This window comes from Aeromonas sp. MdU4, from assembly GCF_041929505.1.
Taxonomy (GTDB): Bacteria; Pseudomonadota; Gammaproteobacteria; order Enterobacterales; family Aeromonadaceae; genus Aeromonas.
Genome location: NZ_JBHFMW010000020.1, coordinates 53,675 through 68,763 on the forward strand (window position 1 = coordinate 53,675; position 15,089 = coordinate 68,763).

A 15,089-nucleotide genomic window follows, 5' to 3' on the forward strand; every position below is an offset into this window, starting at 1 on the left:
GCAATATGGCCGGGGATAGCGGGCCAGATGGACAAGAGAGGAGAACAACCAGCAGATCAGCAGGGCGGCGAGTCAGTTCGATAGCTGCGCTGCGACAGGCCACAAAACAGCACAGGCCGCCCAAAGGCAGCCTGTGTGGGGGCCAGCCAGCACGACGCTGGCGGGCAAGTTGGTTATCAACGGGATTAGAAGAGCTTCACTTTGCTCTGACCCAACGCATTGAACAGTGCCGGAGCAAGGGTTTCCATATTGCTGTAGAAACCGAGTTGCTGGCAGAGCAGATAGGTCTGCTCGGTTGCCTCCATCAGGAAGGCCTGACTGTAGGCATCCCCCGCTGCCTCGGGGCGGCCATCCAGCTCCGCCAGCTTGCCCTGCAATATGTAGTAGAGCACCGAGCGACCGCGGCTTGCCGTCTTCTCCAGCAGATAGTCGGCCTGTTGCTGCTGACTGTTGAGAATGGCCTGCAGCGTCAACGCCTCCCACACCCGAGCAGGCAGCATACCGCTGTTTTGTACCACTCGGGCAAGGTGGGTGCCGATATCCTGCAGCCGTTCACTCTCGGATTGCCCTGCCAGCGTAGCCAGCGCCTCGCCAGCCAGATAGCGCTCCGCCAGCAGCAACGCTTGATCCGGCTGTGTGAGCAACGCCTGATCGAGCAGCTCGATGCCGCGCTTGAGCGCCACCGGATCCCGGCTGTTGATATAATACTGGGCCTCCATCATCGCCATCAGCGAGGCATCGTCGGTGGGCCAGCCGATACCCGGCTCGGCATCCGGCTGATCGAGCGCCCGCATCAGATCCCGGCTGCTCGCCTGCAGCACGCTATGCACGTTGTGGCGGCTGAACTGGTACTGATGGCTGAACAGTACCCGGTTGGTGTTGATGTTGCGGTACTCCAGATCGAGGTAGGTGCCTCGTGGCTGGCGGGTGACCCGCACGCTCAGCTCCTTGCCGGGCATAATGCCCCCCATCAGGTTGGTGGCACCATATTGCACCCGCAGCGGCGTGGCAGCGGCCACCTCCCCCATCAGGGCGCGGGTAATGCCGTCGGCAAGGCGCACGTTCTCGTTGTTGTCATCCATGCCGGAGTGAAAACGAAACACAAGCAGATTGGGATCCAGCATGGCATGCACCTGGGGGCTGGTGTGCTGATAGCCAAGCAGGCTGACGATGGTGACCAGCACGACCACCACGAATATATCAAAACCGATCAGCTTCCGGCGGCTGCGGGCATCCTTGGCATGGTTGGAAATGGCCCGGGTCAGTGGCCCGGCCGGGAAGGGGGTCACGGCCATTTGCGACTCGTCGACATCATCGAGTTCGGGCAAGCTCCCCTCGCAGAGAGTCGTATTGGGGAGAGGTGCAGGCGGCTCGTCAGCGCTCACCGCAGAGGGATCCTGCAGCGGGCGAACCGGCGCCACCAGCTTGTAGCCGCGCTTGGGCACGGTGACGATATAGTCGGTCGCATCGGTACGACCATCTTTGAGGATCTTGCGCAGCTCGAAGATGGACTGGGTCACCACCTGATCGGTCACCTCGGCGCCATCCCACACTTCGTTGATCAGCGCATCGCGACCAAACACGATACCGGCATGACGAGCGAGAAACCGCAGCAGATTGACCAATCTGGGTTCGAGGTAGACCTCGCGGTCGGGGCGGCACAACATGTTGTCGTCCACGCTCAGGGTCCAGTCATGGATCTCAAAAACCGATTCGCTCATGATTCACTCGCTACAGATGGTGACAATGCTCGATGAGAGTGACGCAGAACCTGGGCTGACTGAACGGAACAAGGCGCTGTCACCCAGAGGCGACAGATGAAAAGAGAACCGGAACAGTAACATCGCTGTGAGTCAGTCTGGCCAGGCCATCCTGTTTACGTCTGAAGGGCATCCTTGCGGGCATTCCGACCACCGGGATCGGAAAGCAGCACTTTAAGCAAAACGGGAGATGGATCCCACTTTTTTTGGCTATAAATCGCCGCTGAGTTGATCAGGCTCAGGTGATTTAGCAAAAAACGCGCCAATTGGTGCCAAGTGGGTAATGACAAAATAGCAGATAGCGGGGGAATGCCCCGCTATCTGGCTAGCAGCCTGGCTTTGCCAATAGCAAAGCAGGATCAGCAGTCCGCAATCACCACCACCAGCAACCGGCTTGGACCATGGGCACCATAGGCGAGGGTGCGCTGAATATCGGCCGTTTTGGAGGGGCCTGAAACCAGCAACAGATTGGTGGGCATGGCTTGCTGCCAAGCACCCTCTGCAACCCGATCGGCAAAGTTGTCGGAGATCGCCGAGGCGGCCAGCAACGCAATGTGGCAAGGGGGCACCAGCGAGAGGGTGCGCGGCTCGCCCTGATCGGGCCACAGCAACAGGGTTCCGGTATCGGCAATCGCCCCCAGGGTGTGAGTGATCCCCACCTGACAGGTCTCAAACAGGATATCTTTCCACTGTTCGAACGGACCATTGGGCACCAGCACATCTCGCCCGATACAGGCCCGTTGCACTGCGGATTCCCAGCGCCCGCCCCGACCAATTACCAGATGCTCGAACCCCTCCTGCTCCAGCCAGGCAGCCAAACTCTCGGCCAGCGTCGCCTCGGTCACGGTCAGAAGTTCGGCATGGGCCGCAGCAATGGTGGAGCAAAAACGGGTCAACCGCTCCTCGTCACTCGCACCGCGCCACGGACGCCAACCATGGGGCTGCAACGGCTGCGGCTCGACCACGCCGCGCAAGCGGTTCAAAATTGTCTCTCTGCTCGACATCTATTTCTCCTTGCGACGGCGCATGATCTGATTAAGGCTCACCGGAGCCGGTTTTGGCGCCTCGCGGCAAGAGGTCCAGGGCCCCAGATTGCTTGGCATGAGACCCCGTAACTTGCCCGCCATCCCCGCTGCGGTGTGATAGAGGCGAGGATGCGTCGCAGCAAATGCAAAGCCCCCCATCGCCATCTTCTCGATCCGGCTACCAGCCACCCCCTGCCCGCGCAGTGGTTCATGGGCCTTGAGTGCCTGATGTTTGGCATCGTGACGCAGCCGCTGCAGCAGATCCGGAATGGGGATCCGCACCGGACAGACATCGGCACAGGCGCCGCACAGCGTCGAGGCCGTCACCAGATCGCTGGTCTGCTCCAGCCCCAGCAGATGGGGTGAAATGATTTTGCCAATCGGGCCCGGGTAGACGGTGCCATAGGCGTGTCCGCCAATACGGGTATAGACGGGGCAGTGGTTCATGCAGGCCCCGCAGCGGATGCACTGCAGCGTCTTGATCAACTCCTCGTCACGGTAAGCCTGACTGCGGCCGTTATCGAGCAGCACCAGATGCACTTCATCCGGGCCGTCGAGTTCACCCTCCCGACGGGGGCCATTGATCATATTGAAATAGGTGGTGATCCGCTGCCCGATGGCCGAGCGGGTCACCGCGCTATAGAGCGGCGGCACATCGGCCAGCCACTCCACCACCTTCTCGATACCGGTGATGGCGACATGCACCTTGGGCACAGTGGTACACATGCGACCATTCCCCTCGTTCTCCAGCAGACAGAGGGTTCCGGTCTCGGCCACCGCAAAGTTGACACCGGAGAGCCCCATGCGAGCCGTGCGAAAATGCTCCCGCAGCACCCGCCGTCCGGTCTGGATCAGGGAGTCCACATCGGTGGTCGGGGTGAAGCCATCGAGATTCGCGGCGAAGGTATCGCTCACCTCCTGCTTGTTCTTGTGGATCGCGGGCATGATGATGTGAGAGGGGGTATCGCCATCAAGCTGAACAATAAACTCCCCCATGTCGGTCTCGAGGCAGTTCACCCCGTGGCGAGCCATCTCGTGGTTGAGCCCCACCTCCTCACTGACCATGGATTTGCCCTTGACCACGGTCGGTGCGGCGTGGCGCTTGGCAATATCCAGGATGATGCGGTTCGCCTCGGCCCCATCGACCGCCCAGTGCACCTGAATCCCATTTTTCTTGCAGTTGGCCTCAAGCAGCTCCAGCAACGCCGGCAGCTTGCTCAGACAACGCTGACGGATCTGCTCGGCCGCATCCCTGACCGCGGTTTCCTCTGCGGGATCAGGAAATGCCTCGCGACGCTTGTCGCGCAGATAGTCCATGGCACCGCGAAAGTTTTCGCGCAGCACCGGATCAGCCAGCGCCGCCTTGGCCTGGCCATGGAAACGCAGCGGAGAAAAATCAGCCATGGGTCACCTCCGGTTCACTGTGGTGCAGCAGAAAGCTGGCCAGATGGAGAGCAGGCAGATGCTGCCCCTGATAGGCAAGCGATCCCTTGATATTGAGCAGGCAACCCCAGTCGGCACTCACCAGCACCTTGGCTCCCGTGGCCAGCAGATGACGACTCTTGTCCTCGACCATCGCCTTGCTGATATGAGGGTGACGCACCGCGAAGGTGCCACCAAAGCCACAGCATTCGCTCTCATAATCCTGCTCGCACAGCTCAACCTGCTCCAGCTGGCCAAGCAAGGCTCGGGCCGTGGTATGCACCTGCATCTCGCGCCGCGCAGAACAGGAGGTATGCATCACGATCTTGGCGGCCTTCACCCCATGCCAGCGCACGCGGCAGACCTGAACCAGAAACTCGGTCAACTCGAATACCCGGTCACAAAACGCATTCACCTCGGCACTGCCCGGGAAAAGACGGCGATAGTCATGATGCATCATGCCGCCGCAGGAGCCCGACAACACCACCACCGGCCAGGGCTCGGGGAACAGCGCCATCTGGCTGGTCGCCACCTGGCGCGCCTCATCTTCATAACCCGAGGTATAGGCAGGTTGACCACAACAGGTCTGCTTCTCGACAAAATGGACCCGGATACCTTCGCGCTCCAGCAGCGCAATCGCATCGAGACCGGCCTCGGGATCAAACATATCCACCAGACAGGTGGCATAGAGATAGACATCGGTTGGCTTGACCGGATAGATCCGCCTTACATTCATCAACGGCACTCCTTCACTAGCAACAACAGCAACACATCCGGCGGACGGTCGCAGTGGGACGGGGCCAGTCCGGCGGCCTGCGGACAACAGGGACGCGGCAGGGGTCTGTTGGAGAACGTCTATCGACCACCTGCCGCACCGCTGTCATCTCTTATCGGGGCATCCCGCCCGGAGGAGATATAACGAGCACATCAGATACATGGTTAATGCGGAAACGACCTTACTCTGTTCATTTTTTGCGATATATGGAAATAATGAATAACATTTGTTCCAAAAAGTGTCATATATGGCCAGTACAGACGACTTGATCCTGTTCGCCCAAGTGGTTGAATGCGGCTCGTTCAGCAAGGTTGCAGAACAAAATTCCCTTACTAATTCAGCAGTTAGCAAACGCATCGCTCGTCTGGAAGAGGAGCTGGGGGTGCAACTGCTCTACCGGACGACCCGCCGCCTGACCCTCAGCGAGGCGGGCAAGACCCTCTATCAGGGTGCCAGAAATGTGAAGGCTGCCGCATTTGACGCCTTCAATACCGTCGTCGGTTTTGGCGAAAATATCAGCGGACATCTGCGCATGTCTGTGCCGACCATCTCGGGGGAGCTGTTACTGGCCGATACCGTGGCCGAATTTTGTTCCCTGCATCCGGGCCTCACCGTCGAAATGTCCCTCGACAATCGCTTCGTCAATCTGCTGGAAGAGGGGTTCGATCTGGTGATCCGCACCGGCCATCTGGAGGACTCCAGCCTGATCGCCCGCCATATCCTCGACTCGCAGTGGGTGATCTGCGCAGCGCCTGCCTATATCCGTCAGTTCGGTTGGCCCAAAGCTCCGGAAGAGCTGCAGCAGCACAACTGCCTGCGCTACGCCTACCAAAGCAGTGGCGCCTCGGAGTGGGAGTTCAAGGGGGGGCGAGGCAACTACATGGTTTCGGTCTGCGGCAACTTCTCGACCGACAACGCCAGCGCACTGCGCAAGGCGGCTCTGGGCGGGCGCGGCATCGTCTATGTGCCACGCTGTCTGGTCTATGACGATTTGATGGCCGGGGATTTGGTCGATCTCTTCCCCGAGCAGGTGGGCAAGCGGCTCGGTGTCTACGCGGTCTACCCTTTCACCCGCCAGCCACCACGCAAGATCCGCCTGCTTATCGAACATATCCGCCAACGTTATCTGGCCATCGAGCACATCTTCATCTGAGAGGCTCACAGACCGTCTTCAATTGCAGCGCGGTTCGGCAGTTCATATAATCGACGCACCGTGCCATAACAAAACACAAGGAGGTAAAAAATGGTTATCCAAGCGTGTCCGATGTTCTCGGCTCGCCTGTTCGGCACATTCGCCTGCTCTTGCCTGCATACCATCGCGCTGCGATAGCGGGTTCGAGCAAAGCCGACTCCCCTCCATACCGAGACTTTTCTCGACTCTGCCGTTGTCGCCAGCGCTCCTGATGACAGGGATTTCCGATCCCGCGATTTAAGAGAGCAAGAGCATGACAACCCTGATGAGTACCCATTCCCTGCAGATGAGTGCGGGGCACCTTCCGTTATTTGACCATATCGAACTCGGCATTCGTGCAGGCGATAGGCTCGGCCTTGTCGGTGCCAACGGCTGCGGCAAGAGCACATTGCTGACGCTGCTGGCGGGCGAGCGCACGCCTCAGGCCGGTCGGATCGTGCAGGCCGCCGCCTGCCGCTGCGAGTTCGTGGCCCAGCAACTGCCCGCCAGGCTTTCAACCCTCAGCACCCGCGCCGTGCTGTTTGACGCGCTGGCCAATGACCCCGCCGCCGAATGGCAGGTGGATAAGCTGCTGGCCGAGCTGCAGCTGGAGGCCCAGGCCGCGCTGCCGGTCAGTGCCCTGAGCGGCGGCCAGCACAGCCGGCTGCAGATAGGCCGCGCCCTGCTGCGCCAACCCAATCTGCTGTTGCTTGATGAGCCCAGCAACCATCTGGATCTGCCCGCCCTGCTCTGGCTCGAACAGTTTCTGCTGGGCTGGCGCGGCGCCTTCGTGCTGGTCTCCCACGACGGCCGTCTGCTGGACCGGGTCACCGAGCAGACCCTGATCCTGCGCGATGGCCAGTTGCACCGCTTCGCCCTGCCCTGCAGCCAGGCGCGGGCGATGCTGGCCGCCGAGGATGAGCAGGCCCGCCTGCGCCGGGCCGACGAGCAAAAGGAGATCGACCGTCTGAGCGCCAGCAGCAAGCGCCTCGCCATCTGGGGGCGGGAGCTGACAACGAGAAGCTGGTGCGCCAGGCCAAGTCCATGGAGAAACGCATCGCCCGCCTGCAGGAGGAGCAGAGCCAGGTCGCGGCGCTGGCCCCTTGGCGGCTCGAGCTGCGCGGAGTGAGCCTGCCTGCCGACACGCTGCTGCGACTGGAGGCCCTCGACGTATCGCCAGCGCCAGCATTGCCGCCGCTGCTGCGCGCCGAAGGGCTCTGGCTGCGGGCGGGAGACAAGGTCGCCCTGCTCGGCGCCAACGGCACCGGCAAGTCCTCCCTGTTGCGCCAGTGCTGGCGCGAGCTGGCCACGCAGAGCCCGCAGACAGGCTGGTACTGCCACCCCGGTGCCAGCATCGCCTATTACGATCAATCCCTGCAGCAGCTGGCTGACGACGCCCCCCTGATTGACGCCCTCTACCCGCTCGCCCCTCTGCCAGAGCCCACGCGGCGTCAGGCGCTGATCCGGGCGGGCTTCCCCTATGCCCGCCACGGCCAGCAGGTGCACACCTTGAGCGGAGGCGAGCGGGCACGGCTGCTGTTTCTCGCCCTGTCGCTCGGCAGCCACCATATGCTCTGGCTCGACGAACCCACCAACCACATGGATCTGGCGGGCAAGGAGGAGCTGGCCGAGGCCATTGCCGCCTTCCCCGGAGGCGTGTTGCTGGTCTCCCACGATCGGGAGCTGATCGAGCGCAGCTGCAACCGCTTCTGGTTGATCAGAGACGGCCGCATCCAGGAGGCTCACAGCGCTGAGCGCGCCTATGCCGAACTGCTGGACGCAGAGGTCTCGCCTCTGCAACCGACCAGCGATACGCAAACAGCCGTGCACCTCCGCTCTACCTGCCAAGGGGAGGATGAAGAGATGCTGCTGGCACGCTGGTATGAGCTCGACGCCCTGCTCACCGCCGATCTGGCCCGCAAGCCGCGCCACCAGACTCCGCGCCTGCAACAGCAGTGGCGTGACGAACTGCGGCAGCTAAGCGGTTTGCTGGGCTTGAGCCATCGCTGAGCCATACCGCCATACCTCTGTACAACCGCTTACTGACACGGGTGGCCAGCGTTGGCCACCCACAAGGAGAAGAGAATGAACACACTGCAAGGGGACGTCATCCGGCTCGACCCTGTGATGGATGCCGACCTGCCCCATATCTACCGCGGCCTGTCGGATCCACGGGTCGTCGCCTATTACGGCGTCAGCTACAACAGCCTGACCGCGTGCCAAGCCCAGATGGAGTGGTATGCCGAGCTGACCCGCACCGGCCGCGGCGCCTGGCACCTCGTTCGCGACCGGCACACGGGCGAACCGCTGGGCGCCATCGGCTACAACGATGCCGACCCGACTCACCGGCGAGCCGAGCTGGGCTACTGGCTCTATCCCGAGCATTGGGGCAAGGGGGTGATGAGTGCGGCGCTGCGGCTGTGGCTGCCGCTCACTTACCGCACCACCGAGCTGCACCGGCTGGTAGCTGTGGTGGAGGAGCCCAACCTCCCCTCCGCCCGCCTGCTCGAGCGGGTCGGCTTTCACTATGAAGGCACCGCGCGGGAGTGCGAACGCAAGGGGGATAGCTTCATCTCCCTGCGCCACTACGCCATCTTGCGCAGCGACCTGCCCGCCAGCCTGTAACCAGCAACAAAAGCCCCGCACCTGGGGACTGCGGGGCTTTTTGTCGGTCGGCTACTTGATGGCGCAGACACCCTCATCGGACGCCGAGCGGCGGCGTCTGCGCCGCCACAACGAGAAGCCGCCATAAGCCAGACTCAGCACGACGGCATAGAGCACCTGGGAAGCGAGCGCCACCAGCACCAGAGCACAGAGCAGCACACTCACCCCCGCCAGCCCCTTGCCCACGCCACTCAGCAGGCGCCAGCCCGCCGCCATGCAGAGCAGGTAGACCAGCACGAAGTTGCCGTTGGCGTAGCGGATCAGCTCATCGAGGGGCAGTCGCAGCCAGATGATGAGGGTGATGCAAAGCAGACAGATGGCGAGCACCAGACCGAGCGCCCGCAGCGGCGCACCGCGCGCAGTGAGGCGGGCCAGCGAGACCGGCAGCTTGCCTTCGCGCGCCATGCTCCAGATCAGCCGGGCAAAACCCTGAATGTAGATGTTGATGCTGGCAAAACAGGAGAGGTAACCGAGCACCGCCACCAGCCACTTGGCGGTGGGGCCAAACAGCAGCGCCAACAGGGAGGGAATGGCGGTGGCGTTTTTCGCCTCATCGCCATAGAGGCCATATTTGAGCACCACCAGCGAGTGGATCCAGTAGATGAGCCCCGCCAGCAGCACCCCGCCGAGCAGGGCGATGGGGTAATCCCGCTCCGGCCGTTTGAACTCCTCCCCCATATGGGCGAAAGCTTCCAGCCCGACGAAACACCAGAACATCACCGCCAGCGCGGTAGCCATGGCAGGCAACTCGTCCGTCGTCGGCAGCGGCCGGACCGCATCGCGCCAGCTCACCTCCCCCTTGAACCAGATAAGCAGGGTCAGCCCCAGAATGGCCAAGGCGATCAGCAGTTGCAGGTTGCCAGAGGAGCGCGCCCCGCGCAGCCCCAGCAGAAATACCCCGAGCAGGGTGAGCAGCTGGATGGCCCACAAGGTCCACTCCCCCATCTCGAACAGGGCGTGCCAGAAACCGGCGGCAATCATCAGGGCGGCGGGCAGGCCCACCGGCAGCACCGCCAGAAAGAGGAAGGCGGAGAAGCGCTCGGCGCCGTTGCCAAAGGCGAGGCCAATCAGATGCGGCGCCCCGCCCGCGTGGGGATAACGGCGGCCGAGGCGAGCGAAGGTAAAGGCGATGGGCAGTACCAGCGCAATCAGCAGCAACCAGGCCCAGAGCGAGGCCCCGCCCGCCAGCGAGGCGGCGGTCGCCGGTACCACGAAGATCCCGGTGCCGAGCAGCGAGGTGGCGAGCAGCCCCATCCCCTGCCAGAGCCCGAGATCCTTTTTCAACCCAGACATATCCTTTTGTCCTGACTAAAAAAACATCCCGCCATGTTAGGCCTGCCCCGCCCCTTTGTTAAGCACGATGGCGAGAATATGCACTGCTTTATTCAGGCTCGGGTTCCGATTGCAGGGACTCGGCCAGAAAATCTCCCAGCAGGGTGATCTTGAGCACCTGACGGCGCGCCGCCGGGTAGATGAAGTAGAGAGTCTTGGCAGGGATCCGGTAGCGACTGAGCAAGGGGTGCAGACGCCCCATGGCGATATGGTCACGCACCTGATCGGCTGGCTGCAAAGTGATGCCAGCCCCTGCCAGTGCGGCAGTCAGCAGTGCTGGCCAGTGGTTGATACGCAGGCGCGAGGCGACCCGCACCTCCTCGCTCTGGCCATCCTCGCCAACAAACTGCCAGCGCTCGTGCTCGCCCCAGTTGCCGTGCAGACACTGGTGGCGAGCGAGATCGGCAGGGTGACGGGGCACGCCGTGGCGATTGAGGTAGTCGGGCGCCGCGCAAAGGCGGTAGTGCTGGGTCAGCAGCGGGCGGGCGATCAGCGCCTCATCCTGCGGACGCAGGGTACGGATGGCGGCGTCGAACCCCTCCTCCACCAGATCAACCCAGCGCGGGGTAAGTTGCAGATCCAGCTCCAGCTTGGGATAACGGTCGAGGAAGGCGGGCAGCAGCGGCAGCAACCGGTGGTGGCCAAAGCTGAGGGGGGCGGCAATGCGCAGCCGTCCGGCGGGCTCGGCCAGCAGGTTCTGGGTCAGCGACTCGGTCTGTGCCAGCTCCTCCAGCACCCGCTGACAACGGGCCAGAAAGAGCTGACCCAACTCGGTCAGGGCTTGCTGGCGGGTGGTCTTGTGAAACAGCTTGCCCCCGAGCCACAGTTCCAGCCCCTGCACATGTTTGCCCACCATCTGGGGGCTGATCCCCTCCTCGCTCGCCACCGCGCTGTAGGAGCCGAGATCCACCACCCGGGTGAAGATACGCATGCTGGTCAATCGGTCCACAACCCCTCCTTTTTACCCGTTTCAAGGCCATTTGGCCCGCCACAAGTGCCCAGATTCACAACTGATAGTTTAGTAAGAAATGGATTTTAGCCAATTTATCGCATGTTTAGTTACCAATATAGTGGCCAGCAACGTCACCCAACAGGACATATATCCATGAAAAGTACCTATCTGGCCGCGCTACTGGTCGGTCTGCTGGCCAGCGGTGTCAGTCAGGCTGCCGAAAGTCGCTTTATCAACACCCAGCAGAATGCCCCCGTTGCCGCCACCCTGACCAAGACTCAAGCCCAGCCCGATATCTTCCGGGTCAGCCTGCTCGGCACCGGCACCCCGGTGCCCCAGATCAGCCGGGGCGGTTACAGCACCCTGGTCGAGGCGGGCAACCAGAAGCTGGTGTTCGACTTTGGCCGCAACTCCACCACCCGATTGTGGCAGTTGCATATTCCCATCGGCCGGGTCAACGCCTTCTTCCTCACCCACTTCCACTCCGACCACACCAACGGACTGGCGGATCTCTGGCTGACCGGCTGGCTGCAACCGGCCTATGGCCAGCGCCACGCGCCGATGGAACTTTACGGGCCCAAGGGCACCACCGCCCTCGCGAGCGGCCTGCAGCAGGCCTATGCCACCGACATCGCCACCCGGGTCAAGGATGAGGGAACGCCGCTGGACGGAGTGGAGATCAACAGCCACGAGGTCACCGCCGGGGTGGTCTACAACCATAACGGAGTCAAGGTGACTGCCTTTGACAACGACCACGGGGTCAACATCAAGCCGTCATTCGGCTATCGCATCGACTACCACGGCCACAGCGTGGTGCTCTCCGGCGATACCCGCTACAGCCCGCAGGTGGTGAAAGAGGCCAAGGGGGCGGATCTGCTGGTGCACTGCGTCTCCATGACCTCCGCCGCCCGGATGAAAGCCAACCCCGGCTATAAGGCGATCGCCGGTCACCTTGCCTCCCCCGAGCAGGCAGCCCGCGTTCTCAACGAAGCCAAACCGGCGCTGACCGTGTTCAGCCATATCGGTCTCAATGGCCAGATCACGGTGAAGGATTTGGCGCAGGATCTGCGTACCCGCTACTCGGGTCCCTTCGTCATCGGCAATGACCTGATGCAGATTGACCTGCCCACCACGGCCTCCGGCAAGGGCTACGCTCTCTGGCAAGCGGAGAACATCGACAACGCCCAGCCCTGAATTTCGGCCAGAAAAAAAGCCGCCTCTTGCGAGGCGGCTTCTTCATTCAACAAGGTAATCGAGGTTATCAGGCAATCAGCTTGTAGATGATACCGGACATGGCGATCAGGCCAATCAGGGTCACGAAGCCGTTGCTGATGTTGCCAGCGTATTTGCGCATGGCCGGAACCTTGGCGATGGCGTACATCGGCATCAGGAACAGCAGCATTGCGATGATGGGGCCGCCCAGGTCTTCGATCATGCCGAGGATGCTCGGGTTGATGGTGGCGATAGCCCAGGTGGTCAGGATCATGAACACCGCAGTGATTTTGTTCAGCTGCTTGCTGTCAACGTTCTTGCCCTTCTCACGCAGCGCCTTGGCCATCAGGCCGTTCATGCCCTCTTGCGCACCCAGGTAGTGACCCAGGAAGGATTTGCTGATGGCAACCATGGCGATCAACGGAGCCACAGTGGCGATAACCGGGTTGTCGAAGTGGTTGGCCAGGTAGGACAGGATGGAGATGTTCTGCTCTTTGGCAGCAGCCAGGTCAGCCGGGGAGAGGCTCAGTACGCAGCTGAATACGAAGAACATAACGGTCATCACCATCATGACGTGGGCGCCCAGCAGGATGTTGCTGCACTTCTTCTCGGCACCTTCACCGTAACGACCTTTGTTGTCCACCGCGAAGGAGGAGATGATCGGGGAGTGGTTGAAGGAGAACACCATAACCGGGATAGCCAGCCACAGGGTCTTGATGAAGTCACCGTTGAAGGCGTCACCCAGAGCCGGAGCTTCAGTGATGATGGCACCGTTCCAATGCGGGATCAGGTAGAACGCCAGACCCATCAGGGTGATCACGAACGGGAATACCAGCACGCTCATCGCTTTGACGATAACCTGGCCGCCCAGACGAACAACCGCCATCAGACCGAGGATCAGCGCCAGTGACAGAACGGCACGGGGAGGTGCAGACATGCCCAGCTGGTGAACAATCACGCTCTCGACGGTGTTGGTGATGGCAACTGAATACATCAGTACGATCGGGTAGATGGCGAAGAAGTAGAGCAGGGTGATGAATTTGCCTGCGGTCTTGCCGAAGTGCTCTTCTACTACTTCAGTGATGTCGCCATCACGGGTAGAGCCGGACAGCACGAAGCGAGCCAGACCACGGTGAGCGAAGAAAGTCAGCGGCAGAGCCAGGATCAACATGGCAACCAGCGGCCACAGACCACCTACACCGGCGTTGATTGGCAGGAAGAGCACACCGGCACCGATCGCGGTACCGTACAGACCCAGCATCCAGACCACATCGGCCTTGTTGATGCCACGGGAAGTGTTGCTGGCTAAACGACCATCAGCTGCAATATTCATGTCAGACATACGTTGTTCCTGTCATCTAGGAAAAATGGGATTCTTGTTTGTTCGAGCCTTGGCCCGGTTCCATCTCCCTGGAACGCCTGCTTTTCATCCTTGTTGCTCTCACGCCCCGGCAATCTGGTCATCACTCCATGTAACAACAAGAATGCAACAAACAACGGCATGAGTTTTTGACTCTGAGGGAGGACTCCTGCTTGCCTTAACAACTCGACAACATGCGTCTCTCTCGATGGGGTGACTTTAATTAAATGACCCTATTAATCACAGCGTTTTTTTGAATTAATCAACCAAAGTTTGATTGGGGTCGCCTTTCGGACGACCTGGATCACATTGAAAACGCCATATTGTGAGTTTTTTTTAACATTTCAATTTAGTTTCACAAGATTCAATGGATTTTGAATGACTACATTTACGCAACATTCACTCATTTTCGAGTGGATTGTGTGCAGCACGCCCATGGCGTACCCTTGTGATTCACGCCTATTTGTTGATTGATGATGACTATTACCCGTACCGATCTCGCCGAACTGGCGGTGTTTGCCGCCGTCGCCCGCCACCGCAGTTTCAGCAAAGCCGCCCTCGAACTCGGGGTCTCCGCCTCTGCCCTGAGCCATAGCCTGAAAGGATTGGAAGAGCGGCTGGGAGTGCGGTTGCTCAACCGCAGCACCCGCGCCGTAGTGCCGACCGAAGCTGGCCAGCGGCTGCTCAAGCAGTTGTTACCCACCCTTAACACTCTGGAAGAGGCGCTCAGCGAGCTGGCCCGCAACAGCGACGAACCGGTGGGGCGACTCAAACTCTGCGCCCCGCGTGGCGCCATCGACAGCCTGCTGGCGCCGGTGCTGATCGACTATTTGCGCCGTTATCCGAGAATGCAGGTGGAGGTGGTGGAACAGGAGCTGATGCCCCGGCTGATTGAAGATGGCTACGATGCCGCGCTTTTTTACGGCGATCTGCTGCCCAAGGAGATGATCGGCATCCCCCTCGGCCTGCCCCAGCGCTATCTGGTGGTGGGCTCCCCCGCCTATCTGGCGAAGCATGGCGCACCAGAACATCCGAGCGAACTGAGCCGCCACGCCTGCATCGGTTATCGCCTTACCCCGCACCACCACTATCGCTGGGCCTTTGCCGCCGACGGCAACATGCTGGAGATTGAAGTGACCGGGCCGCTCACCACCAGCACCCCGGCACTCTATCTGGGGGCCGCCGAGGCGGGGCTGGGACTGGCCTATTGCCTGGAAGAGGAGGTGAGCCAGAAAGTGGCAGAGGGGAAACTCATCACGGTGCTGGAACCCTGGTGCCCCACCTTTGCCGGTTTCTACCTCTTCTATCCCAGTCGGCACCAGCTCGGCAGCGGCCTGCGCATTCTGATCGACATGCTCAAGGCCCACTACCAACACCCCGGATTAATGAGTGATACTCAGCAATTCATCAAGTGAA

13 protein-coding genes are annotated in these 15,089 nt (G+C 61.2%); 6 read left to right on the plus strand and 7 right to left on the minus strand.

The features are described from left to right. Nucleotides 1-185: 185 nt before the first annotated feature. The 4 genes from cadC to ACE1BR_RS10330 form a co-directional block, all read right to left on the minus strand. On the minus strand, nucleotides 186-1,721 hold the full coding sequence (gene cadC / locus ACE1BR_RS10315; protein ID WP_374869951.1) for a lysine decarboxylation/transport transcriptional activator CadC: 1,536 nt from the start codon (nucleotides 1,719-1,721) through the stop codon (nucleotides 186-188). Between the two features lie 398 nt (nucleotides 1,722-2,119). Beyond that, a complete protein-coding gene (locus tag ACE1BR_RS10320; RefSeq protein ID WP_374869953.1) occupies nucleotides 2,120-2,764 on the minus strand; it encodes a lactate utilization protein C in 645 nt (214 codons plus the stop codon). Next, a complete protein-coding gene (locus ACE1BR_RS10325; protein ID WP_374869955.1) occupies nucleotides 2,765-4,189 on the minus strand; it encodes a LutB/LldF family L-lactate oxidation iron-sulfur protein in 1,425 nt (474 codons plus the stop codon). Beyond that, nucleotides 4,182-4,943 (minus strand): (Fe-S)-binding protein, encoded by a 762-nt coding sequence (locus tag ACE1BR_RS10330; RefSeq protein ID WP_374869957.1) that lies wholly within the window; start codon nucleotides 4,941-4,943, stop codon nucleotides 4,182-4,184. Before ACE1BR_RS10330 ends, ACE1BR_RS10325 begins: the two co-directional genes overlap by 8 nt. 286 nt (nucleotides 4,944-5,229) lie before the next feature. On the opposite strand from ACE1BR_RS10330, the gene ACE1BR_RS10335 reads away from it, so the two are divergent. The 4 genes from ACE1BR_RS10335 (at nucleotide 5,230) to ACE1BR_RS10350 (ending at nucleotide 8,778) form a co-directional block, all read left to right on the plus strand. After that, on the plus strand, nucleotides 5,230-6,135 hold the full coding sequence (locus ACE1BR_RS10335) for a LysR family transcriptional regulator (protein WP_374869959.1): 906 nt from the start codon (nucleotides 5,230-5,232) through the stop codon (nucleotides 6,133-6,135). Between the two features lie 292 nt (nucleotides 6,136-6,427). After that, nucleotides 6,428-7,282 (plus strand): ATP-binding cassette domain-containing protein, encoded by an 855-nt coding sequence (locus tag ACE1BR_RS10340; RefSeq protein ID WP_374869961.1) that lies wholly within the window; start codon nucleotides 6,428-6,430, stop codon nucleotides 7,280-7,282. Beyond that, nucleotides 7,198-8,163, plus strand: coding sequence for an ATP-binding cassette domain-containing protein (locus ACE1BR_RS10345; protein WP_374869963.1), 966 nt, complete (start codon nucleotides 7,198-7,200; stop codon nucleotides 8,161-8,163). The genes ACE1BR_RS10340 and ACE1BR_RS10345 overlap by 85 nt, the downstream gene beginning before the upstream one ends. Nucleotides 8,164-8,238: 75 nt before the next feature. Further along, nucleotides 8,239-8,778 (plus strand): GNAT family N-acetyltransferase, encoded by a 540-nt coding sequence (locus tag ACE1BR_RS10350; protein WP_374869965.1) that lies wholly within the window; start codon nucleotides 8,239-8,241, stop codon nucleotides 8,776-8,778. 51 nt (nucleotides 8,779-8,829) lie between these two features. Here the strand turns inward: ACE1BR_RS10350 and yjeH are convergent, their stop codons facing one another. Together yjeH and ACE1BR_RS10360 are read right to left on the minus strand one after the other, a co-directional pair. Next, nucleotides 8,830-10,110 carry an L-methionine/branched-chain amino acid transporter gene (gene yjeH / locus ACE1BR_RS10355; protein WP_374869967.1) on the minus strand — a complete coding sequence of 427 codons (1,281 nt, stop codon included), beginning with the start codon at nucleotides 10,108-10,110 and terminating at the stop codon, nucleotides 8,830-8,832. 88 nt (nucleotides 10,111-10,198) lie between these two features. Further along, nucleotides 10,199-11,098, minus strand: coding sequence for a LysR family transcriptional regulator (locus tag ACE1BR_RS10360; RefSeq protein WP_374869969.1), 900 nt, complete (start codon nucleotides 11,096-11,098; stop codon nucleotides 10,199-10,201). 156 nt (nucleotides 11,099-11,254) lie between these two features. Between ACE1BR_RS10360 and ACE1BR_RS10365 the strand changes: the two genes are divergently transcribed. Continuing rightward, a complete protein-coding gene (locus tag ACE1BR_RS10365; RefSeq protein WP_374869971.1) occupies nucleotides 11,255-12,295 on the plus strand; it encodes an MBL fold metallo-hydrolase in 1,041 nt (346 codons plus the stop codon). Between the two features lie 67 nt (nucleotides 12,296-12,362). Here the strand turns inward: ACE1BR_RS10365 and ACE1BR_RS10370 are convergent, their stop codons facing one another. Next, a complete protein-coding gene (locus ACE1BR_RS10370; protein ID WP_374869973.1) occupies nucleotides 12,363-13,655 on the minus strand; it encodes an HAAAP family serine/threonine permease in 1,293 nt (430 codons plus the stop codon). A 494-nt stretch (nucleotides 13,656-14,149) separates the two neighbouring features. On the opposite strand from ACE1BR_RS10370, the gene ACE1BR_RS10375 reads away from it, so the two are divergent. Further along, nucleotides 14,150-15,088, plus strand: coding sequence for a LysR substrate-binding domain-containing protein (locus ACE1BR_RS10375; protein WP_374869975.1), 939 nt, complete (start codon nucleotides 14,150-14,152; stop codon nucleotides 15,086-15,088). The last annotated feature ends 1 nt before the right edge of the window (nucleotide 15,089 follow it).

Bases quoted from the DNA above. Each gene is read 5' to 3' on its own strand.
- cadC (WP_374869951.1), bottom strand. From the start codon at position 1,721: ATGAGCGAATCGGTTTTTGAGATCCATGACTGGACCCTGAGCGTGGAC.
- ACE1BR_RS10330 (WP_374869957.1), bottom strand. From the start codon at position 4,943: ATGAATGTAAGGCGGATCTATCCGGTCAAGCCAACCGATGTCTATCTC.
- ACE1BR_RS10335 (WP_374869959.1), top strand. From the start codon at position 5,230: ATGGCCAGTACAGACGACTTGATCCTGTTCGCCCAAGTGGTTGAATGC.
- ACE1BR_RS10365 (WP_374869971.1), top strand. From the start codon at position 11,255: ATGAAAAGTACCTATCTGGCCGCGCTACTGGTCGGTCTGCTGGCCAGC.
- ACE1BR_RS10325 (WP_374869955.1), bottom strand. From the start codon at position 4,189: ATGGCTGATTTTTCTCCGCTGCGTTTCCATGGCCAGGCCAAGGCGGCG.
- ACE1BR_RS10370 (WP_374869973.1), bottom strand. From the start codon at position 13,655: ATGTCTGACATGAATATTGCAGCTGATGGTCGTTTAGCCAGCAACACT.
- ACE1BR_RS10345 (WP_374869963.1), top strand. From the start codon at position 7,198: ATGGAGAAACGCATCGCCCGCCTGCAGGAGGAGCAGAGCCAGGTCGCG.
- ACE1BR_RS10350 (WP_374869965.1), top strand. From the start codon at position 8,239: ATGAACACACTGCAAGGGGACGTCATCCGGCTCGACCCTGTGATGGAT.
- ACE1BR_RS10375 (WP_374869975.1), top strand. From the start codon at position 14,150: ATGACTATTACCCGTACCGATCTCGCCGAACTGGCGGTGTTTGCCGCC.
- yjeH (WP_374869967.1), bottom strand. From the start codon at position 10,110: ATGTCTGGGTTGAAAAAGGATCTCGGGCTCTGGCAGGGGATGGGGCTG.
- ACE1BR_RS10320 (WP_374869953.1), bottom strand. From the start codon at position 2,764: ATGTCGAGCAGAGAGACAATTTTGAACCGCTTGCGCGGCGTGGTCGAG.
- ACE1BR_RS10340 (WP_374869961.1), top strand. From the start codon at position 6,428: ATGACAACCCTGATGAGTACCCATTCCCTGCAGATGAGTGCGGGGCAC.